At 35.2% G+C, this 21,432-nt stretch carries 19 protein-coding genes and 1 tRNA gene; 6 read left to right on the forward strand and 14 right to left on the reverse strand.

The genetic code is table 11. From position 1 onward, the window contains the following. The first annotated feature begins 107 nt into the window (after positions 1–107). From BLT30_RS17105 to recG, 3 genes are all read left to right on the forward strand, one after another. The gene (locus BLT30_RS17105) at positions 108–1,619 is read left to right on the forward strand and encodes a peptide MFS transporter (RefSeq protein WP_089874902.1); all 1,512 of its coding nucleotides are present in this window, start codon (positions 108–110) and stop codon (positions 1,617–1,619) included. Between the two features lie 62 nt (positions 1,620–1,681). Next, complete coding sequence (locus tag BLT30_RS17110) at positions 1,682–2,215, forward strand: thioredoxin family protein (protein ID WP_089874904.1); 534 nt, start codon at positions 1,682–1,684, stop codon at positions 2,213–2,215. A 130-nt stretch (positions 2,216–2,345) separates the two neighbouring features. Further along, positions 2,346–4,436, forward strand: a complete 2,091-nt coding sequence (gene recG, locus BLT30_RS17115) for an ATP-dependent DNA helicase RecG (protein WP_089875110.1) — start codon at positions 2,346–2,348, stop codon at positions 4,434–4,436. 459 nt (positions 4,437–4,895) lie between these two features. On the opposite strand, the gene BLT30_RS17120 is transcribed toward recG, so the two are convergent. From BLT30_RS17120 to BLT30_RS17145, 6 genes are all read right to left on the reverse strand, one after another. Next, a complete protein-coding gene (locus BLT30_RS17120) occupies positions 4,896–5,384 on the reverse strand; it encodes a GNAT family N-acetyltransferase (RefSeq protein ID WP_317040543.1) in 489 nt (162 codons plus the stop codon). Positions 5,385–5,389: 5 nt separating this feature from the next. Further along, on the reverse strand, positions 5,390–6,067 hold the full coding sequence (gene recO, locus BLT30_RS17125; protein WP_089874908.1) for a DNA repair protein RecO: 678 nt from the start codon (positions 6,065–6,067) through the stop codon (positions 5,390–5,392). Between the two features lie 4 nt (positions 6,068–6,071). Beyond that, positions 6,072–8,348: a type IX secretion system anionic LPS delivery protein PorZ gene (porZ, locus tag BLT30_RS17130; RefSeq protein WP_089874910.1), complete on the reverse strand. Its 2,277-nt coding sequence runs from the start codon at positions 8,346–8,348 to the stop codon at positions 6,072–6,074. Beyond that, on the reverse strand, positions 8,345–9,301 hold the full coding sequence (locus BLT30_RS17135; protein WP_089874912.1) for a bifunctional metallophosphatase/5'-nucleotidase: 957 nt from the start codon (positions 9,299–9,301) through the stop codon (positions 8,345–8,347). The genes porZ and BLT30_RS17135 overlap by 4 nt, the downstream gene beginning before the upstream one ends. After that, positions 9,301–10,065 (reverse strand): 5'-nucleotidase C-terminal domain-containing protein, encoded by a 765-nt coding sequence (locus BLT30_RS17140; protein ID WP_089874914.1) that lies wholly within the window; start codon positions 10,063–10,065, stop codon positions 9,301–9,303. Before BLT30_RS17140 ends, BLT30_RS17135 begins: the two co-directional genes overlap by 1 nt. 86 nt (positions 10,066–10,151) lie before the next feature. After that, positions 10,152–10,694 carry a class I SAM-dependent methyltransferase gene (locus BLT30_RS17145; RefSeq protein ID WP_245707206.1) on the reverse strand — a complete coding sequence of 181 codons (543 nt, stop codon included), beginning with the start codon at positions 10,692–10,694 and terminating at the stop codon, positions 10,152–10,154. A gap of 301 nt (positions 10,695–10,995) precedes the next feature. Here BLT30_RS17145 and dapA point away from each other — a divergent pair, with 301 nt between their 5' ends. Next, a complete protein-coding gene (dapA, locus tag BLT30_RS17150; protein ID WP_089874918.1) occupies positions 10,996–11,871 on the forward strand; it encodes a 4-hydroxy-tetrahydrodipicolinate synthase in 876 nt (291 codons plus the stop codon). Positions 11,872–11,908: 37 nt separating this feature from the next. On the opposite strand, the gene BLT30_RS17155 is transcribed toward dapA, so the two are convergent. Both BLT30_RS17155 and mqo read right to left on the reverse strand, forming a co-directional pair. Next, positions 11,909–12,304: a hypothetical protein gene (locus BLT30_RS17155; RefSeq protein ID WP_089874921.1), complete on the reverse strand. Its 396-nt coding sequence runs from the start codon at positions 12,302–12,304 to the stop codon at positions 11,909–11,911. A 19-nt stretch (positions 12,305–12,323) separates the two neighbouring features. Next, on the reverse strand, positions 12,324–13,805 hold the full coding sequence (gene mqo, locus BLT30_RS17160) for a malate dehydrogenase (quinone) (RefSeq protein WP_089874924.1): 1,482 nt from the start codon (positions 13,803–13,805) through the stop codon (positions 12,324–12,326). A gap of 170 nt (positions 13,806–13,975) precedes the next feature. On the opposite strand from mqo, the gene BLT30_RS17165 reads away from it, so the two are divergent. Next, positions 13,976–15,664: an ABC transporter ATP-binding protein gene (locus BLT30_RS17165; protein WP_089874926.1), complete on the forward strand. Its 1,689-nt coding sequence runs from the start codon at positions 13,976–13,978 to the stop codon at positions 15,662–15,664. Positions 15,665–15,801: 137 nt separating this feature from the next. Continuing rightward, positions 15,802–16,137 (forward strand): DUF3276 family protein, encoded by a 336-nt coding sequence (locus BLT30_RS17170; RefSeq protein ID WP_027383662.1) that lies wholly within the window; start codon positions 15,802–15,804, stop codon positions 16,135–16,137. Between the two features lie 101 nt (positions 16,138–16,238). On the opposite strand, the gene BLT30_RS17175 is transcribed toward BLT30_RS17170, so the two are convergent. The 6 genes from BLT30_RS17175 to BLT30_RS17205 form a co-directional block, all read right to left on the reverse strand. After that, positions 16,239–16,315: transfer RNA gene (locus BLT30_RS17175), tRNA-His, on the reverse strand. Positions 16,316–16,349: 34 nt separating this feature from the next. After that, on the reverse strand, positions 16,350–17,072 hold the full coding sequence (gene bshB1, locus BLT30_RS17180) for a bacillithiol biosynthesis deacetylase BshB1 (RefSeq protein ID WP_089874928.1): 723 nt from the start codon (positions 17,070–17,072) through the stop codon (positions 16,350–16,352). A gap of 85 nt (positions 17,073–17,157) precedes the next feature. After that, the gene (locus BLT30_RS17185) at positions 17,158–18,792 is read right to left on the reverse strand and encodes a tetratricopeptide repeat protein (protein WP_245707207.1); all 1,635 of its coding nucleotides are present in this window, start codon (positions 18,790–18,792) and stop codon (positions 17,158–17,160) included. 117 nt (positions 18,793–18,909) lie between these two features. Beyond that, positions 18,910–19,776 (reverse strand): PstS family phosphate ABC transporter substrate-binding protein, encoded by an 867-nt coding sequence (locus BLT30_RS17190; protein WP_089874931.1) that lies wholly within the window; start codon positions 19,774–19,776, stop codon positions 18,910–18,912. Positions 19,777–20,031: 255 nt separating this feature from the next. Next, entirely contained in the window at positions 20,032–20,856 is an 825-nt protein-coding gene (locus tag BLT30_RS17200) for an energy transducer TonB (protein ID WP_027383668.1), read from the reverse strand. Between the two features lie 36 nt (positions 20,857–20,892). Further along, the gene (locus BLT30_RS17205; RefSeq protein ID WP_027383669.1) at positions 20,893–21,432 is read right to left on the reverse strand and encodes an ExbD/TolR family protein; all 540 of its coding nucleotides are present in this window, start codon (positions 21,430–21,432) and stop codon (positions 20,893–20,895) included.

The raw sequence follows: 21,432 nt of genomic DNA on the forward strand, positions 1-21,432 counted from the left end.
GAATCCAATTGTTGACGTAGTGTGTCAGCAATTGGATTAGAATAATTTTAATCAAAACAAATTTGTGACTCACTGCGTCACGAATTGAATTATTTATCAATTATATTATGAATCTTACACTTGAAGAAATCCAGAGTTTCAAAGGAAAATATCCTAAACAAATTTGGTCTTTATTTTTCTCAGAAATGTGGGAGCGTTTCTGCTTCTATGGGATGCGGGGGATGCTCGTTTTCTTTATGATCTCTCAATTAAAATTTGGCGATGAACAAGCTAATCTCCAATATGGCGCAACACAGGCATTTGTTTACGCATTTACTTTTGTGGGCGGTTTGTTTGCAGATAAGATTCTAGGATTCAGAAGATCTCTTTTTTGGGGCGGAATTTTGATGATCATCGGTAGCCTTATTCTCGCTGCCAATCCTCACGATTATTTCTTTTTGGGAATCTCGTTCACTGTTGTGGGAACAGGATTTTTCAAACCGAATATCTCCACAATGGTTGGAAAATTATACAAACCTAACGATACAAGAACCGATGCTGGATTCTCTTTGTTCTATGCAGGAATCAATTTGGGAGCACTTTTAGGCGGTTATCTTTGTATCGCTATTGGAAAAGGCGAGATGTTTTCTCATCTAATCCCTGAAAGTAAAAGATGGAATGTTGCTTTTGGATTAGCTGCAATTGTAATGGTTGTCAGTTTGATCAATTTCATTTTCACACAAAGAAGTTTGGGGCCAATTGGACTTGCTCCTCAAAAAATTAATAAAGATGGTTCTTTTTCTCCACTAGAAAAATGGAAAGAATATGGCGTTTACATTCTTTCATTGATCTTCATCCCGTTGATCATGATAATGGTCTCCGTTCCACAGTACACTGATTATTTTATGTGGACTGTCGGGCCATTGACACTACTCTACCTTTTTTATGAGATGACGAAGGTTACTGCACCTGAACGTAAAAAACTTTGGGCAGCCTTGATCTTCATTATTTTCTCAATTCTATTCTGGGGAATCTACGAACAAAGCGGTGGTTCACTAAGTATTTTCGCAGCGAATAACCTCAACAAAGACCTTTTCGGATTAGACCCAAATGGCGTTAACAATTCCGGAGGTGCTTTCTTTATTATTTTCCTGGCACCGTTGGTTGGGCTACTTTGGATCTGGTTAAGCAAAAAGAAACTGGAGCCGAATACCATCAACAAATTCGGGTTAGGATTTATATTCCTGGGACTTGGTTATTATATTCTTTTCGGAACCAAATTTTTCGCTAATCTGCAAGGAATCACTTCTCTTAATATTTTCACGATCGCATTACTGGTAATTACTTTTGGTGAGTTATGCTTATCTCCCATCGGGCTTTCCATTATGACAAAACTATCCACAGAAAAACTACAGGGAATGATGATGGGAATGTGGTTCTTAGCCTCTGCTTATGGGCAATATGTTGCAGGACAAATTGGAGCAGGATTAGCAAAAGTAAAATCCGGAGCCACCAATCACGATGCTCTTATCACTTATACCGATGGATATAAACAATTGGGATTATATGCATTGATTGCCGGAGTAATATTAATTTTGATATCACCATTCGTAAAAAAACTGATGCAGGGTGTAAAGTAAAACAGGTAATTGAAACGTCTAAAACCATAAGAATGTAATTAAAAGAATAAAAAAAAACACAAATGAAAAAACTAATACTAATATTTCTTTTAACAACAGGATTCTTTGGAATGGCCCAAGTCCGATGGATAACACTTTCGCAGGCTTTGGAGGCTCAGAAAAAAGAACCGAGAAAAATCCTTATCGATTTTTATGCAGATTGGTGTGCCCCGTGCAGGGAGATGGAGAAGTACACGTTCAATCATCCGGAAATTGCAAAGATCATCAATCAATATTATTATGCTGTCAAGTTTGAGAGCGATGGAAACGAATCCGTAACTTTTGCAGGGCATAAATTCACAAATCCCGACTACAAAAGCAAAAAGGGCAAGAATGGGCTACATCAGTTCTCAAAATATATGAACATCAACATCATCCCGACAATGATCTTTCTGGATGAAAATACCGACCCGATCACAAGCCTGTCTGGTGCTCTCAAAGCGAAAGAAGTGGAACCATATTTCACAATGATCGCCAAAAATGAGTATAAAAACATCAAGACCCGAAAAGAATGGGAAAGCTATCAAAGAAAATTCAAGTCGAAGATAAAAGAGTGATCTTTTAGACTACAAAAGCCACAAAGCATTATTCTAATTCTCTAGATAAAATAAGTTTTTTCATTTTCCCTGTGTGACTTTTGTGGTTATATTTTATTTCCCGAAATTCGTCGTAACAAATTTTCTTTTCTTGACTTTAGAAACTTCCATAGAATTTCTCAAAAACATCGGAACCGAACGCGCAAAACTCATCAGAAACGTGCTGGGAATCTCGACTGTGGAAGACTTATTGACCTTCTACCCAATCCGCTATATTGATAAGAGTAAAATTTACAAAATTGGAAATCTCACGAAAGAACCGGATGCAGATATTCAACTGAGAGGAAAAATAACGGATATTCAGGAATTGGTTTACGAAAAGGGGAAAAAACGGCTTTCAGCCAAATTCCGTGATGATACTGGAACGATGGATCTGGTTTGGTTTCGATATACGAATTGGATGAAAGATGCAATTCCTCTCAACAAGGAGATTTTTATTTTCGGAAAGGTAAGTTTCTTCAACGGCAATTTTTCTATGTCCCATCCTGAGATTGAAGCCGATGAAAAAAAAGCCTTGTATGGAACTTTGTTACCAATTTATCCCGGAAGTGAAAAACTCAGCAAACGGGGAATTAATAACAAGTTCTTTCAAAATGTCATCTTCAGTCTTCTGAAAGATCTACCAAATTTAGTTTCGGAAAATTTACCCAATTATTTGATGAAATCTTTGAAATTGATGGATAGAATTAATGCTTATTATGATATCCATTTTCCAAAAAATTTCAGACAATTCGAAGAAGCTGACAGACGATTGAAATTCGAAGAAGCATTTTTCTTTCAGTTGGGTTATGGACTCAAAAAACTTCATCAGAAAACCAAATCATTCGGAAATCCGTTCCCGATTGTAGGTGATTATTTCAATCAATTCTATGAACATCATCTTCCTTTCGAATTAACCAACGCACAAAAACGCGTTCTGAAAGAAATCCGAACCGACATGAAGCGTTCGACCCAAATGAACCGGCTTTTGCAGGGAGATGTTGGTTCAGGAAAAACGATGGTTGCATTATTAACAATGCTGATTGCGATGGACAACGGTTTCCAATCATGTATGATGGCTCCGACGGAAATCCTGGCGCAGCAGCATTTTAACTCAATTCAGGAATTATTACATAAAACAGGCATTAAGGTGAGACTTTTGACAGGCTCATCCAAAACTTCTGAAAGAAAAATCATACACGAAGAACTGGAAAACGGTGAACTTTCTATTCTGATCGGAACGCACGCCATTTTGGAAGACAAAGTAAAATTCAAGAATCTTGGCTTGGCAATTATCGATGAACAACATAGATTCGGGGTGGCACAGCGGGCAAAACTTTGGGCAAAGAATAATATTCCGCCTCATATTTTGGTAATGACTGCAACACCGATTCCAAGAACGCTTGCGATGAGTTTTTATTCGGATCTGGATGTTTCTGTGATCGATGAATTGCCAATTGGGAGAAAACCAATTATTACCGCTCACAGACGGGAAAAAGACCGATTATCGGTTTATAATTTCTGCCGAGAAGAAATAGAGAAAGGCCGCCAAATCTATTTCGTTTATCCACTTATCGAGGAGTCGGAGACCTTGGATTATAAAAATCTGATGGAAGGTTTGGAAAATGTGATGAATTTCTTCAAAAGTTATAATGTAACAATGGTTCATGGGCGAATGAAACCTGCAGAGAAAGATGTCAATATGCAATTTTTCGCTTCAGGACAAGCACAGATAATGGTTGCAACGACCGTAATAGAAGTTGGTGTCAACGTTCCGAATGCTTCTGTAATGGTCATAGAAAGTTCGGAAAGATTTGGACTGTCTCAGCTTCACCAGTTGCGTGGACGCGTTGGAAGAGGCGCGGAACAAAGTTATTGCATTCTGATGTCTGACGACAAACTGAGCAAGGAGAGCCGAACAAGAATTAAAACAATGGTTCAGACAAATGACGGTTTCAAAATCTCAGAAGTTGATATGGAATTGCGTGGCCCTGGCGACATTCTTGGGACTCAACAAAGCGGTGTTATAGATTTTAAGAAATTAAGCCTTATAGAAGATTCAGCTATTATCAAAGCTTCGAAACTAGCCGTAGAAAAGATTCTGGAACAAGATTCTCTTCTTAATCATCCGGATAATCAAATGATGAAACAATATTATATCAGGCAATATAAAGGGAAGAATAAGTGGTCGCAGATCAGTTAATCATTAGCTATTATTAATAAAAAGCCAACTATAAATAGCTGGCTTTCTAAATTTAAAAAATAGTATATGAAGAAAAATTACTATCAGGTGTGTGTTTGATTTCGTTCTGAAACAAAACTAAAATTATACGTGAAATATAATTTTAATGTATCATTATGCATTTATTAAAATTTGATAAGAATTAATTCAATTAATGATCATTAAAAATTAACATTTAATCTATATATATTAAAAAAACAGAATTATCAAAATATACGAAATAAATTAAATATTTAAAAATCAAACAAATAATCATATTTCTTAAGAAATTACAATTATTAAAGGCAAAATACAGCTCTATTTAACATTTATATTTTTAACAATTTATTCAAAATAAAACTTAAGTTTTATCAAAAAGAAAAACACAAAAAAGCACTTGCAAACAAACAAATGCTTTTTTGTCTTGTTTTTAAATTCTTTCTAAAGTATAAATTCCATCAGATAATCATCCATCACATAACCATTCCCGATATCAAAAGTCCCTTCATTATAAACTTGAAAACCCTGAGATTCGTAGAAACTTTTAGCCTGATTATTTTTGTTAACAGCCAGAGTAATTCTTTTATCACCAATTTTTCTTACTTCATCTTTTATAAAATCTAAAGCTTTTTTTCCCAATCCTTTTCCTTGAGCTTCTTTTAGAAAATAGATCCGATGAAGTTTGGCAGTACCCATTTCCTGATGGAACTCAAAACCGATGAAACCAAGATATTCATCATTTTCCTTGATCAGATAATACTGGAAATTTGAATCTTCTAAATGAATCCTAATTGCATGATCAGAATACATCAGATCCAACATATAATCAATTTGCTCTTGTTTCAAGATATCCGCATAAGCAACATTCCAAGATCTTTTGGCTAAATTTTGAATGGTTGGAATATCTTCTATCTCTGCTTTTATAATCATAATTTTTAAAAAATCTCTTTAATGATCTCTAAAGACCTCGGTTCTCGAAAATCTGTAAAATGGTAGTGAAAATAAACCAGAATAGAATCCAGGAAGTTTTGTTTTCCTATCCTGCTTAGTTTTATATCGTATGGATCCTGGGAAATAATCAATTTTTTCCAAATTGAGGAAATAGCCTTATCGAAAAAGTGGTGCGTTTCTCGTTCTTCAAAATTTCCAGATTCCGGATTTAAGAAATCATTATCCGAAAATAGAGGCTGCAAACCCTGTTGTTTCAAAAGTCTAAAAATGAATATCAGATGAGATTGAAAATTATCCATTTGCAACTGATCCAGGAAAATAGAAATCTCTGAATAAATATTCTGATTCTGATTCTCGTTTCTCAAAACCTGGTTCAAGAGGTCGGAAATAAAGAACAGAATCGAGTTTTTCCGAATGTCTGATGTGAAAAGCTCAGAATGTTTCTGTTCTATTTTGGTAACATTCCGAATATTTTTTTTTTGGTCCGATGTGTAAAGCACCAATTCATTTAATGGAAAAAGAAAGGCTTTCTTCTTATTTTTTGGTGCATAGATTCCTTTTGCGAAAAAACTTTCGAACCCGTTTTTTTTACAAAAACAATGGAGAACAGCATCGTGATCTCCATATTTTGTATAAGACAATAAGAAAACTTCTTGTGTCATTTCATTAGTTTACAACCGCAATTTTAGCCGTTGCAGTATCTGTACCGTCTTCATTGGTCATTAGAACATAATAGATACCGGACGCTACTCTTACGCCTCTTTTATTGTTGAGATTCCATTCGAAATAACCACCATTTGCAACCGCAGAATGTACAAGGTTACCTGCCGCATCTGTAATTCTGATGTTGGTTTTTTGTGCTAATCCTCTTATTCTCACATTACCTTTGTATTGGGCATAAACTACCGGATTAGGATATACCAGAACATTTCCAAAATTAGAGGTCACCTCCGTAACATCGCCTTGATAAACCATTATACCATCTATGGTGGCAAAATATACCTTTCCGGTTTTTTCATCAATTTGGATATCCGTTACACTATCATTGGGCAATGGAGAGTTGGATTTGGTAAAATGATAAATGGTTTTGTCTCCATTGGAGCTCATATAAAAAACACCCCCTCCGTCTACAGAGACCCATTTTTGATTACCAGAATCTACTGTAATTTGTAATATTTCCGCATCTCTAAATAATTCTTCCCCCAAACCATTTTCTTCTATTATGATATTATCTGTTTGCGGATTATCTTCTAATATTGCCGATTTTGGATTTGAAAGAACCCTGAGTCCTATCGCCGTGCCGATCCAAAGATCATCATTTTTATCAATAGCAGTAGACACAACCCCTCCTTCTGGAATATTATTTTGATTAGTAAGCACCTTAAATTTATCATCTGAAGTATTGCTGATCGTATTATTATAATCATACATGATAAGACCCGTAATCCTTGGAATAGGAATATATAAAACCCCATCTTTCACTAATGGTTTTTGTGCTCCATTGGATACATTGAGGTTTTTCATTATTAATTTATCAGTAGCTCTATCCAGATAATAATATCCTGTCCCTAATCCGCCATCTATCATAGTTACCGTACAAATCAGGTTATTTCCGCTATCAAAAACACACCCTATAGGTCGATTTTGATATATATTTGCAGAGGGTATATCATATGACTTTACAAAATTATCATTTGACATTTTATAAATTCCCTTAAAAGAATGATATTGTGGAAAAGTATAATAATTTACAAAAAAAACTTCTGTCGGATCAGAAGGATTAGGAACAACATCTAAGACGTTATAATATATACTGGTATCTTGCTTAAATAAATCTGGATAAATCCAGGAATTACCATCAAAATGATAATATCCTACACGCTTAGGAATCGATGTATCATACTCCGATCTAGCACCTGTAGAAACCCATATCTGATTATTTAATAACGATAACTTATAAGATGTATTATTAAATGGGCCATCTGGTTTCAAACTATTTTTTTGTTCATTATATATACCGGAAATCTGTGTCCCTGTGAACAAGCCATTATTGTAAATCAAAGCTGTATTTATGTTCTCTCCAGCATCAAAAGTTTTTTGTTGGATGCCGTTAGTTCCATATATATATACTTGAGATTTATCGGTAACTATAATTTGGGTGTCGGTAACTCTTACGTCCTGGACATCTACAAACTGTTTATTAATTGTAGAAAAGCTATTACCCGTTCTATATTTTACTTGAAAATAAAATGTATTTGCATCAATCTTTATTTTCTTCGCAAAAGCGATTGTATTTATAGCATCAATTTTAGTAAACTCAGCATTTATATCAGTTTCTATAATATTGGAGGCCAAGTTCCATTCAGAATAAAGTGCAAAAGTTGCATTAATCTCATGAAATTTGATCCCTTTATTAGTAGCAACATATACTATGTTATCTTTAATTACTGCAGAATTTACAGCTTCATAGGTTGTTCCTATTGAGAAAAAAGCCGTATCTCCAAATTCTCTTTTAGATATATTAAAAATAGAAACCCCATACCCGGTAGATATAATTGCTTTGTCACCATTGATAGATATGTGATTAATTCTTTTGTTAATATTGGATGATATAGGAATATCTACAATCAAAAATATACCATTGGGTGTAATAACATCCATAAATCCATTTTCATAACCAATAATACCTGTTTGTGAAGTGGCATTATAATCAAACGCCGATATTTTCACCTCATGTAAACCATTGGCTTTTGATAATTTTTTGATTTCTCCCGTACCTGGATAATAATAGAAAATACCATTCTCAGTTGCTGCAATAAGACGATTTCCATCTTCTCTTATCACTTTCACGTTATTATAAGAGAAAAGATCGCTCCACTTACTAGACTGAGCCTGAGAAATAAGAGTTATAAAAACTAATATAATTAATAAAATTTTCTTCATGTTAAACTTATTATGTTTTCATCTATTAACTGATTATTCCACGAAATATTTTTCACATTCTTATTTTTGTCGAAATAAAAATCCAATCTTCCCAATAAAATCCCAGCCCAACCTACTTGATTCACAATCACATTTTTACCATTTTTATTTTGAAAACTAAGCGGTTCTGGTAAAAAAGTGTGTGTGTGTCCCCCTAAAATCAAATCTATTCCAGAAGTCTTTGCTGCCAAATGTTTGTCTGAGATCTTCTTTGGGTCATCTTTATAATCAAAACCTATGTGTGAAAGACAGATGATCAGATCACATTTTTTCTCGCTTCTTAAAAAATCAGAATAATGTTGTGCTATCTCTATGGGATCATGATAAACTGTTTCTCCATAATTTTTTTTCCCAACAAGACCATTAAGTTCTATTCCGACCGCAAAAATCCCGACTTTGATCCCATTTTTGTTGAATATTTTATAGGATTCTGTCTTCCCATCTAAAATCGTATTTTTAAAATCATAATTTGAGCAGATGAATGGAAATTTCGCATTAGGTAATACTTTCAAAAATCCCTCCAGTCCATTATCGAAATCATGATTCCCCATTGTAGATGCATCATATTGCATCATGCTCATTAATTTAAATTCCAATTCGCCTCCGAAAAAATTGAAATAAGGTGTTCCCTGGAAAATATCCCCCGAATCCAAAAGCAAGACATTTTTTTCCTCACTCCTTATTTTTTTGATCAGGGATGCTCTTCTCGCAAATCCGCCCTGATTGGGATTGCTTTTAAACGAATCGGCAAAAGGTTCAATCCTGCTGTGCTGATCATTGGTATGCAAAATTGTCAGCTTGTGTGCAGATTCTTTTTTCAATATGTCAAATTGTTCCGCTAACAAAAGATTAGGTGTTAATGTCAAAGCGAGACTCCCACCTCCTATACACTTTAGAAATTCTTTTCTTTTCATTATTCCTGCACTTTTTTATTTCTGAAGATCAGTCTTACATCATCAGGCACAGAAACTTCTGGGTTCTGTTTAAATTTTTCCAGAAATAGGTCACGCATCTTGATACCTGTAGGAATCATTTCGCCTTTGCTGAAGAAAAACATATTATCTCCTCCCAAAGCTAAATAATCCGATGTTGCAATATAATACGTTTTGTTTTCATCAATTGTTTTGCCGTTGATAAGCTTTTTCGATATCATATCTCCTCCGTCTGTTTCTATTATCATATGAGAAACCGGGTTATTTTGCTGCGTTTTTAAATAATATTGGAACATACCATCAATAACCTTTCCGGACATTTTTACAATTACAATTTCATTATTGAAGGGCATCACTTCATAAATATTTTTCAGGGTAATGTCTCCTTTCGGAATTATATTTCTAATTCCGCCAATGTTGATTACAGCAGCATCAATAGGAGGTATATTGTTATTTTTTGCCCATGCATCCGCACCTTCAAAAGTATAATCCGCCAAAAGGTTTCCGAGATTGCTATTATCTCCGGATTTATTAAGCTCTACATTGGTATGGGAGATTTTGGTGTTCATCTTACCTTCCAGCTCGTGTTTATAAGGTTGGATAACGGCATCCATCGCCTTGTCGTCTTGTAATTGACTGGTAATGTAAATGTTTTTTTCGGTATGGATGTCTGCAATATTGAGCGGCGTTTTACATCCGATCAAAAGCAATCCAATGATTCCGAATACAAGGAATTTATTCTTCATTTTTTATTTAGAAAATAGGAATACAAATCTAATGATTTTAAGGCTTGTAAACCAACTAATTAATTATTGGTCAATGAAATGGGTTGTTAATTTTTCTTCAAAAGTAAAATGGTATCTTTTTTCGAGGAACCTAAATCGTTATCTTGATCAAAAGTTTTGATGGTTACGATAAAACCTGCCTTTTCCAACCTTTCTGCCAAACCTTTTACAGAATAAAGCCTAACGTGGTCTGCCTGTCCGAAATACTTCAATCTATCCTCATCTGTCTTTGCTTCAGGAACTTCATATATATCACCTTCCTTGAAGGGCGTTTGCACGAATACCTTTCCATCGTTTTTCAGAACTCTGTACAGTTCGGCCATTGCCTTTGCATCATCCTCTATGTGCTCCAAAATATGATAGCAGAAAATATAATCGAAAAAGCCCTCTTCCACAGGAATGTTGGTAATATCATACTGATATTCTGCTATGAAATCCGTAGAAAGATCGGTTGGGAAATATTGGATGTTCCTGGATTTTTTAAGTCTTCTATACAATGACCTGGAAGGGGAAAAATCCAATAATTTAATAATATCATTACCAGAGTATTCTTTTTTGAATTCTGCAAAAAGGCGTCTGTCTCTGGGCATACTTCCACAGCTTGGACATAATTTTTCCCCGCGTTGATTCAGTAGAAATTTCCGGAATGATTTATCACAAATCGGACAGTGATAAGAATTACCAATATAGTAGAGATAAATTATTTTTCTTAAAAAGGTTTCATTCTTTATTAAAAAATCTTTAGGTAATATTCTTTTTATTGTATTATACGGCATTCTCTAATTTTCTGAAATAAGTGTATTAGGCTTGGAAGACTAAATAATGACAAATATAATATTTGTGAATTTATTAAAATAAATTAAATTTGATAAATTTAATTTTAAAATAAAAATGAGTCAGCTAAAAGGCGTAGGTGTAGCTTTGGTAACACCTTTCAACGAAGATCTCTCTGTGGATTTTGATTCTCTTACCAAATTAATCGATTACAATATAGACAACGGAACCAATTTCCTCGTTGTTCTGGGAACTACGGCGGAAGCTGCAACACTTTCCAAGGAAGAAAAGGAAAAGGTGATCGCACACATCACTAAAATCAACAACAACAGACTACCATTGGTTTTAGGGATTGGAGGAAATAACACTTCCGAGGTCGTACAACAGATCAAAGAAACTGATTTGTCAGATTTTGATGCGGTACTATCCGTTTCACCTTATTATAACAAACCCAATCAGGAAGGACTTTACCAGCACTATAAAGCTTTGGCTGAAACTGGCGAAAAAATCATCATTTATAATGTTCCGGGAAGAACCGGACAAAACGTGGAAGCTTCTACAACCCTAAGATTGGCAAACGAATATCCAAATCTTTTTATGGTAAAGGAAGCCGCTCCCAACATCCTTCAATACTTTGACATCTTGAGACAAAAACCCGAGAATTTTTCCTTGATGTCTGGTGATGATGAATATACTTTGCCGGTAACTCTGGCTGGTGGGGACGGTGTAATTTCTGTGATTGGTCAAGCTTATCCAAAAGAATTTTCAACAATGGTAAAGCTGGCTCTGAAAAGAGAAGTTGATGAAGCTTATAAGATCCACAATTCTTTGGTAGAGATCACCAGACTGATTTTTGCAGAAGGCAATCCTTGTGGTGTAAAAACTATTCTTGCAGAAAAAGGAATCATCAAGAACTACCTAAGGCTTCCTTTGGTTCCAGCTTCGGAAGGTCTTCAGGAAAAGATAAGACAAGAGATGCAAAAACTTTCTTAAAGATAAAAAAGGTTCAGAAATTCTGAACCTTTTTTATTTACATATCTAATTTGATCTTATAAACGTCTGAGGAATTTCTAACAATTCCTTCTTGGAAAAATTCATCATTTTGTGGAATAAGTTCTATAAAATCAAATACCTTACAACTTTTTGGCAATCCTGAGAAAACTAATGTAAACCAATATTCTTTTCCAAAAGGCACATCGGTCCACTCTGGAAAAAGGCTGATGTTTTCAAAATGAACAAGTTTGGAAACATGCTCAGATTGCCTGTCAACCAGATAAGTGGAAGACCAGATCCTGATCTTCTCTTCAAGAAAAAACCCTGATTTGTAACAGCAATGTAGAATCACCTGTTTTTCTTCTACAATTTCAGACTTGATCTTCTCAAGAAGCTCTTCTGCAATATATGGTTTTACAATTGTTTCACTCATTTTTTATTGAGTTCAAAAATTAATATTCCAATTCTAATTTTTCTTTAGAATACGCTCTGATCTGCTGGATCAATTCCGGATGTTCGGCTAGTTTTTTGCCATAACTTGGAACCATCTCCACAAGTTTGTCTTTCCAGTCCGTTTTAAGTTTATCCGCAAAGCAATTTTCCAAAACCATGATCATTGCAAATGCAGATGTACTAGCACCAGGAGATGCTCCCAAAAGCGATGCGATATTTTTATCCTTGTTCACAACAACTTCTGTCCCAAACTCCAATCTCCCGCCTTCAAAACGGTCTTTTTTGATAATTTGTACTCTTTGTCCGGCTTGTTTCAGTTCCCAATCTTTTTCCTGGGCATCGGTAACAAAATCTCTTAGATGCGACATCCTTTGAGATTTGTTCATCGTCACTTGTTGGATCAGATATCTCGTCAAAGGCATATTGTGCCACCAAACCCCGAATAATGATCGGATATTTTTAAAATTAATACTTTCCGGCAAGTCCAAATAACTTCCTTCTCTTAGGAACTTGGTCGAGAATCCTGCAAAAGGACCAAATAGAAGAGCTTTTTTACCATCGATCATCCTAAGATCAAGATGAGGAACAGACATTGGAGGGGCACCAACTGTAGCCTGGGTATAAACTTTCGCATTATGTTTTTCCACCAATTCCGGATTTGTGCTTACCAGCCATTGTCCACTTATTGGAAAACCACCGTAACCCTTACTTTCCTCGATACCGGAACTATCCAATAATGGCAAAGCATACCCGCCAGCCCCAATGAACACAAAATCTGCATTCACAGTCTGCTTATGAAGGTTTTTCCTGTCATTCACTTTTAGGTTCCAACTTCCATGTCCGTCCGCATCGATATCTTTTACTTCGTGATAGGTAAAAACTTCTACAGATTCTGTTTTGTCCAGATGTTCTATCAGCTTTACAGTCAACTTTCCAAAATCAACATCAGTTCCCAAGTCCATTTTGGTAGCAGCCAGCTGATCTGTTGCCATTCTTTTCTGCATCATCAATGGGATCCACTCGGTAAGCTTTTTATGATCGTCAGAATATTCCATCCCTTGGAACAACGGAGATTTCTGTAAAGCTTCATGTCTTTTTTTAAGAAACTTCACGTCTTTTTCTCCGAATACGAAACTCATGTGCGGACAAGAATTGATGAATTCTTTCGGATTATCAATAATGCCTTTGTTTATAAGATAGGACCAGAATTGTTTGGAAACCTCGAATTGTTCAGCTATATATTCTGCTTTTTTGATATCGATCTTCCCTTCTTTCTCAGGTGTGTAATTCAGTTCGCAGAATGCTGAATGTCCTGTTCCAGCATTGTTCCATGCAGACGAACTTTCTTTGGCCACTTTTTCCAGTCTTTCGAAGATTGCGATTTCCAGATTCGGATCGAACTCGTGTAACATTGTTGCCAAAGTTGCACTCATAATTCCACCGCCTACCAACGCAACATCGTATTTAGGTTTCGGATTCATTTAATTAAATTTTTCGAGTACAAAAATACTGATAAATGTCAACTTGCCCCTTCTATCAATTCAGAAAGTTCTTACCATTTGTTAAGAAATCTCAATTCTATTTTTAAAACCTTTTCTGAAATTTTAAATCATTAATTTTGCATCGGCTTTGGAAAAACAAAGTTTGAAAAATGAAAGCTTTAAAAACACTGAATCCATACTTCTGGAAACATCGCGTCTTACTTTTTTGGGGATTTTTATTCATTATTCTGAGTAACTTTTTTGCGATATACAAAATCCAATACATCGGACAGACTATCAATATAATTGAGAAAAATTATTCTACGCTTAAGCTATCTTCTGACCTTAATATCATTGATAATGTCAAAAATAATTGGACATATTTCAAGGTAATCTTCATCAATTCCGGAATCCTGATCGGTTGCTCTCTCCTATCAGGCTTTTTCACTTTTATGATGAGACAAACCATCATTGTGGCATCCAGAAGAATAGAATATGAACTGAAGAATAAGATCTATACCCATTATCAGGAATTATCTGTTACTGACTACAAAAAGACTACAATAGGTGACCTCATGAATCGTCTTAGCGAAGATGTTGTCGCTATCAGGATGTATCTGGGACCCGGAGTTATGTACGTCGTCAACCTGATTATTTTACTGATCATCACCAGTGTTTATATGTTCATGACAGATCTGCAGATGACACTTTGGACGCTGATTCCTCTTCCGATTCTTTCTTACGGCATTTATAAAGTAAGTGATATCATCAACAAGAAATCGAAGGTAATGCAGAAAAGCCAATCCGGAATCTCGACTTTTGTACAGGATAGTTTTTCGGGGATCCGTGTTGTAAAGTTCTTTAGTAAAGAAAGATATATTGAGAAAAATTACGGCATAAAGGTTAAAGATTATCAAGACAAAGCACTTGATCTGGCAAGAACAGAAGCTTACTTTTTTACGATCATCATTTTCGTTATTGGACTTTTGAACGTGGCTATTCTTTATATCGGAGGTCAAAAATATATTGCCGGGGAAATGAGTGTGGGAACGATTGCAGACTTCTTTATGTACATCAATATGCTAATTTTCCCTTTCTCAATGTTGGGCTGGGTAACATCTGTCAATCAAAGAGCGGAAGCAAGTATGCAACGTGTAAATGAATTCTTGGATCTGAGGTCAGAAATAGTAAATACAAATCATGAAGTTTATCCAATAAATGGTGAAATAGAATTTCGAAACGTAAGTTATACTTATCCAAATACAGGCATCAAAGCTATCGACAATCTAAGTTTTAAAATTGATGCTGGAAAATCGCTTGCGATAATGGGGAAAACAGGAAGTGGAAAATCAACGATCGCACAGCTTCTTTGTCGTTTGATCGACCCTGATGAAGGAGAGATCCTTATTGATGGAAAAGATTTAAAAACGCATAATCTGAAGCTTTACCGAGACAAAATTGGCTACACTCCACAAGAAAGTTATCTATTTTCGGATACAATTGAAAATAATATTGGATTTGCTATTGACAAGCCAAACCAAAGCTTGGTGGTAGAAATGGCGAAAAAAGCAGATGTCCATAAAAACATCGAGGAGTTCAAAGAACAATACCAAACGATGGTAGGCGAACGTGGCGTAATGCTTTCTGGTGGGCAGAAACAGAGAATTTGCATTGCCCGGGCAATGATAAAGCAGCCCAATATTTTAATTTTTGATGACTGCCTTTCCGCACTTGATACGGAAACAGAAGAAAATATCTTACAGAATATCGACAACGATATCAAAACTACAACTTCCATCATAATAACCCACAGAGAATCAAGTGCAAAACGTGCGGATGAAATCCTATATCTAAATTAATTTCAGCATAAAACCATTTAAAATTTATCAAAATTTTAAGAAAAAACCGTATTTAACACTTTTTTTTAACAAAAAATTTTGAATTCCCGAGAATTCTGTTATATTTGTTAATACAGATTTCTAAAAAATATTTAACGATGAGTGAATTTAAAGAACGACATGAGAATGAGATTTTCACTAAAGTGTTGAAAGCAGGCAGAAGAACGTATTTCTTTGATGTGCGAGAGACAAAAGCAGGTGACTATTATTTAACCATTACAGAAAGTAAGAAGAATTTCGGGGAAAATGGTGAAGCAACTTTTGAAAAACATAAGATCTATCTTTACAAAGAAGATTTCAAAAGTTTCCAAGAATTATTCAATGAATCTACAGATTTTATCATCCAGCAAAAAGGCGAAGATGTTATCTCTGAAAGACATGACAAAGACTTCAAATCTAAATCCTTTACAATAGACTCTGACGATGAAGTTTAAAAAACTAAAAATCACATCATAAGATGTGATTTTTTTGTTTATATCTGAATGTCATGTTCTAAAAATAAAGAAGCATTTCATAATCGAAATGCTTCTTCTTGTGGGGTGAATGAGGGGTCTCGAACCCCCGACCTCCGGAACCACAATCCGGCGCTCTAACCAACTGAGCTACAATCACCGTTTTTGCGTGTGCAAATATAGCATTTTATCATTTAATTGCAAACTATTCCCTCAAAATTTTTGATTGCAATTAATTTTTCTGTTGTAAAACCTTCCGCGTACTCTACTCCGGAAAGTCTTCCCAGATCTTGAGCCCTGTAAGTCAAGCTCTCTAAGAAATCTTTCGTTGCAATTGGCGTAATAGGTTCATTGGACTCAGGGTTATAAAATTGTGTTTTATAGGCCAGACAAGCTTCTATTTTTTTATTTAAAAATCCTGTAATATCAATTACGAAATCCGGTTCAATATTTTTCCATTGGATATAATGAAAAATATGTTTCGGGCGCCATACTTCTTGCAATTCATTATTATCAAATGTTTCAATTTTCTTTAAACCAGATAAAAAACAAGCATCAGATATTAGTTTTGCAGCTTTTGCATGATCAGGATGACGATCGTCTATTGCGTTGGCTAATACAATTTCGGGCTTATATTTTCTTATTTTCTCAACTATCTTCAATTGATATTCTTCTGAATTATTAAGAAATCCATCTTTCAGTTTTAAATTCTCCCGCACGCTTATCCCTAAGATCTTTGCAGCATCTGTTGCCTCAACAGCTCTGGTCTCTGCAGTCCCTCTTGTTCCCAACTCGCCTTCGGTCAAGTCAATAACACCGATTTTCTTTCCTTCAGAAATGAATTTTATAATAGTTCCTCCACATCCTAATTCCACATCATCCGGATGTGCTCCTATTGCGAGAATATCACATTTCATACTCAAAATATTTTGTGCAAATTTACTAAAAACAAAACTTCCCAACTTTCGAGGCTGGGAAGTTTTTTATAACTAATAAATTAAATTATTTATTCAAAGCTTTTTGAAGGTTGATCGCATCCTGGTATGTTGGTTCATATTCCAGAGATTTTGCAATATCTTGTTTTGCCTTCTCAGGATCAGTATCCTTTTCCATAAATGCAATAAAGAAATAGGCATAACCTAAACTTGGTTTGCTAGCTTCGATCTCTGCCGGTTTTACAAGAGAAATGAATTTCTCATAAGAAGCTTTTGCCATATCATTATTTTTGGCTTGCTGATAAGCATAACCTTGGCTATAATATGCCGGTGCCCAATCCGGTAAAGCAGAAATCATTTTGCCCCAAGTGAGGATAGCTCCATTCCAGTTTTGAACATTCTGATATTCTGTTGCCAATTTGTAAAGAGAATCTGTATCACTAGGATTTTCTACGATCTTCTTTTTAAGCGCTTCTATTTCTGGAGAAGTCGGACCTTGGTCAACAGAAGCAGAATTGATTCCTCCCTTTACTTTTGCAAGTTCCTCATCCCATTTAAGTGTTTCATCTTTTGCAGCTTTTGCAATAGCAATTTTTTGTTGAGCAAGTGCATCCAACTGCGCTTTTTTAGCAGCATCTTTTTCATCTTTGCCCATACCTGCTGCAATTAAACCTTGTAAACCTTCATCAGATGGCTGGATTCTACTTTTTTCAGCCTTTGACAAAAACGTTTCAATATTTTGTTGAGCCCCGGTATAATCTCCATCTCCGTACTGGATGTAAGCTCTCAATCTATATTTGATAGGGTCATCAACTTTATCAAAAACCGAATCTAATGTCGTTTTTGCATTAGCAAGATCTTCGTTTGTGAAGTAAAGTTTTGCAATCTCCAATTTTGTATATGGGTCATCATCCGCATATTTTGTATAGTTGATCAAGTTTTGTGTAGCCTCAGCATTTTTTTGATATTTGATATTGAAACCGGCTAAAGCCTTATAAGCTGGTGCATAAGTTGGATCAACAGCAATTGCTTTATCAATGTTCTCTTTTGCTTGTTGCCATCTTTGAGCAGCCATCCAAAGTGTTCCCATTCTTGTATAAACAGATGCTTTGCTTTTTGCGACCGCAACAGCTTTATCATATGCGGACATTGCATTACCAGGATCTTTTTTCAATCTATAAGCATCACCCAAAGAATAATAGTAGTTTGCAGGAACGCCATTTTTTTGCGCTTTTTCTACAGCTTTGTTAAGGAAAGTGATTGCCAGGTCTGGCGAACTGTTTTTTTCGAAAAGAGTGAGGGCCTCCCCAGCTCTGAAAAGAACTTCAGCATCCTTTTCCTTAGAATCTTTTACAATTTGTTGGATTTCGGCAATTGCTGACTTATCTCCTTTACCTAATTTAATGGATGCCAATCCGATCTTGTTCAAATAACTTTTAGGATCGGCGGCAAGACCTTTATTAAAACTATCTTGAGCTTCGTTGAAGTTAGGATCAAATTGAGTCAGATAAGTGTTTCCCAAATAGAAATAGTTGCTTGCATCTTTTGGGTCTTTGTTGATTAGGTCTGTGAAATTTTGTTTAGCCTTGGCATATTTTTGACTATCTACATAATTAATTCCATCTTGTACAGACTGCCCAAAGGATAAATTTGCAAAGAATCCAATTGCAGCTGTTAAAACGATTTTTTTTGATACATTCATTATATTCTCGGTTTTCATTATTTCTAAAAATATTAATCAGTGGTTTGATTCGCAATATTCAGACCATTATTTTATAATACAAAGTTTTTTCTGTTAAAAAAATATTAAAAAAAACAATTATCGCATTTGAACCTCCCTTTTAAAGATGTTGTATGGCTGGAGACCTTCTTTTTCCACAACGATCTGCCCCAATTGTTGGCAGGAAAATCTAATAAAACCGTTTCCAAGACCATAATAAGCTTCATTTGTAAGAAAATACAAAACTCTTGTAAATGGATAGGTCATGTTTTTCAAATTATCATTAGAGATATCGTAAGCTTTATTATCCTTGATAACTTTAAGGACCTTCAGCTCATTTCTAAGCTTTTCCGCTTCTTTACCATAAGGGCGACTAATTGTATTGTAGCTTATGACGCCTATCTTATCTGGATAATTTTTAAGCTGCTCCGCAACATTTTCATTTCCATTGATAATGGAAAATTTCAAGTTAGCTGGGTTTTTCCGAAATTTCTGAGCGATGAAATTAAGATTACTGGAATTGGTCCCATCAAAAATCAAACGTTTTTTATCAGATTGAAGTTCATTGGAGATCTCATCCATAGAAATAGATTCCAAAGGTGAATCTTTTGGAACAACAAAAAGTACAGCATCAGCAGCAAATTTTGCTGGTTTCCAAGGCAAGTCAATCTTTTGATCATAAGCCTCTTTTTCTTTTTGTGATAGTTCTCTGGACATAACAACAACTCTTGCCTTTTTATCTAAAAGATCCAGCAGCCCCAGATCTTCTTTTTTGATAACAAGATTGATCTTTGTTTTTGGATTAAGCGCAGTATACCTTTCCACCAAGGCTTCTGCAACACTTTTGAAAGATTCATCCGCTTCTACCGTGATCTCCCCCTTATTAGGATTGTCAATTTCCTTATCCTTTGAACACGAATAGATCATAGCAAAACTTGCTATGATCATGAAGAATACTTTTTTCATTCTAATTATCATTTTTGAGCGCAATTATAGCTCTTACGAATCTGAATATTCCATAAGCTACCAGTAAAATACCTAGTGGATAAGCTATATTAGACTCTATGATACTTAAGTATCTATAAACTATAATAAAAATCCCGAACGCTATGTAGAGAAACCCTACAATTAAAGAAAGCCATTTAAACATAACACAAATCTAATAAAAAAAGAGAAGTTATAAAAACTTCTCTTTTATATAATCCATTACAAATTAAATCCTTATTGGAAATTCATTGTAACTGGGAATCTAAATCTAGATCTTACAGGCTGTCCATTAACTTTACCTGGAGTCCATTTAGTTTTAATTCCTTTAACAGTAGCTTCTGCTTCTCTGTTGAAATCTGAATTAGGACCAGTCGCTTTTACTTGGGTAAGAGAACCGTCTTTTTCTACAACGAAAGTAATTTCTGTTTTAAGGGTTCCTTCTCCTTCCAAACTTCCTGAATCAAAATTATTACTGAACTTACTTCTGAAAGCATTGGTTCCTCCAGGGAATTCTGCATTCTGATCCACAGACTCATAAACCTCATTAGTTACAGGTTTAACTTCTGCAACCACACCTTTCCCTGTTGATGGTGGCGGTGGCGGTGGCGTGTAAGATGGAGTTTTAACCCCTTCTTGATTCTGAAGCCCCGTAGTAGTTTCCAATTGTTTTGTAATTGGTGGTGGTGGTGTTTCAATCTTAGGAGCTTTTTTAGGCTCAGGAACAACATTCTGAATCACTTCCTGTTTTTCCTCTTCTTTTGGAGGAGGAGGTGGTGGTGGTTCTTCTTCCTTCGGTTGCTCGATAATTGGTTGTTCATCCAATATATCTACCAGTTTTGCATCTACCTCAACTTTATCTCTAGCATTCATCTGTTGAATCTTAAGATAAATAAGAGGCGAAATTGCAAGAAGAAGAAAAAAAGCCGTTCCTATAAAGAAAGATCTTGTAAGCAACTTAGGATACGCCGTTCTAAGATCGTACGCACCATACTCTTTATTTCTATTTTCAAATACTATCTCGTCAAGACTGAGATCGTATTTCAAATTATCGTCTGCCATTTTTGATATTTTAAATATGATATTGTAGTATAGAGATTACTCTCCAACTTTCTTTTTGTAAATAGCTAACTCCCAAGGCTTGATATCGGTAACACCGTATCTTTCATTTTTGGTAATAGCCATTTCATCGAGAATATCTACAAAATTCTTATATACCGCATCGTCTGTTGGTTTGATAATGACTGTAAACAAATCCTTATCAGCTGCACCAGCTTTTGCCTGCTCGATCACTTTTCTAATTCCCTCTCTATCGAATGTAGTTTCCATAAGAGTCGCATCATTAAGACCTGCTTGGTCTTGCTGATGATAGAATACTTTATTGTCTTTTCCTATGATCACAGAAATTGAATTACTTAATTTAATCTCTGTATCTGGTTGTTTTTGATCTTTTTTCGGTTTTGCCGGAAGACCAAGATCCATTACATTGGGTTTACTAAATGTTGTTGTAAACATGAAGAACATCAACATAAGGAAATTCAAATCAACCATCGGTGTCATATCTACTCGGGGATTATGCTTCTTCGAACGGACCTTGCCGCCTTTCCCGCTATCCTCTTTTACTTGTACTTCTGCCAT

Source organism: Epilithonimonas hungarica, assembly GCF_900102265.1.
Lineage (GTDB): Bacteria > Bacteroidota > Bacteroidia > Flavobacteriales > Weeksellaceae > Epilithonimonas > Epilithonimonas hungarica.

Bases quoted from the DNA above. Each gene is read 5' to 3' on its own strand.
- BLT30_RS17105 (WP_089874902.1), top strand. From the start codon at position 108: ATGAATCTTACACTTGAAGAAATCCAGAGTTTCAAAGGAAAATATCCT.
- BLT30_RS17110 (WP_089874904.1), top strand. From the start codon at position 1,682: ATGAAAAAACTAATACTAATATTTCTTTTAACAACAGGATTCTTTGGA.
- BLT30_RS17120 (WP_317040543.1), bottom strand. From the start codon at position 5,384: ATGATTATAAAAGCAGAGATAGAAGATATTCCAACCATTCAAAATTTA.
- recO (WP_089874908.1), bottom strand. From the start codon at position 6,067: ATGACACAAGAAGTTTTCTTATTGTCTTATACAAAATATGGAGATCAC.
- porZ (WP_089874910.1), bottom strand. From the start codon at position 8,348: ATGAAGAAAATTTTATTAATTATATTAGTTTTTATAACTCTTATTTCT.
- BLT30_RS17135 (WP_089874912.1), bottom strand. From the start codon at position 9,301: ATGAAAAGAAAAGAATTTCTAAAGTGTATAGGAGGTGGGAGTCTCGCT.
- BLT30_RS17140 (WP_089874914.1), bottom strand. From the start codon at position 10,065: ATGAAGAATAAATTCCTTGTATTCGGAATCATTGGATTGCTTTTGATC.
- BLT30_RS17145 (WP_245707206.1), bottom strand. From the start codon at position 10,694: ATGCCCAGAGACAGACGCCTTTTTGCAGAATTCAAAAAAGAATACTCT.
- dapA (WP_089874918.1), top strand. From the start codon at position 10,996: ATGAGTCAGCTAAAAGGCGTAGGTGTAGCTTTGGTAACACCTTTCAAC.
- BLT30_RS17155 (WP_089874921.1), bottom strand. From the start codon at position 12,304: ATGAGTGAAACAATTGTAAAACCATATATTGCAGAAGAGCTTCTTGAG.
- mqo (WP_089874924.1), bottom strand. From the start codon at position 13,805: ATGAATCCGAAACCTAAATACGATGTTGCGTTGGTAGGCGGTGGAATT.
- BLT30_RS17165 (WP_089874926.1), top strand. From the start codon at position 13,976: ATGAAAGCTTTAAAAACACTGAATCCATACTTCTGGAAACATCGCGTC.
- BLT30_RS17170 (WP_027383662.1), top strand. From the start codon at position 15,802: ATGAGTGAATTTAAAGAACGACATGAGAATGAGATTTTCACTAAAGTG.
- bshB1 (WP_089874928.1), bottom strand. From the start codon at position 17,072: ATGAAATGTGATATTCTCGCAATAGGAGCACATCCGGATGATGTGGAA.
- BLT30_RS17185 (WP_245707207.1), bottom strand. From the start codon at position 18,792: ATGAATGTATCAAAAAAAATCGTTTTAACAGCTGCAATTGGATTCTTT.
- BLT30_RS17190 (WP_089874931.1), bottom strand. From the start codon at position 19,776: ATGAAAAAAGTATTCTTCATGATCATAGCAAGTTTTGCTATGATCTAT.
- BLT30_RS17200 (WP_027383668.1), bottom strand. From the start codon at position 20,856: ATGGCAGACGATAATTTGAAATACGATCTCAGTCTTGACGAGATAGTA.
- BLT30_RS17205 (WP_027383669.1), bottom strand. From the start codon at position 21,432: ATGGCAGAAGTACAAGTAAAAGAGGATAGCGGGAAAGGCGGCAAGGTC.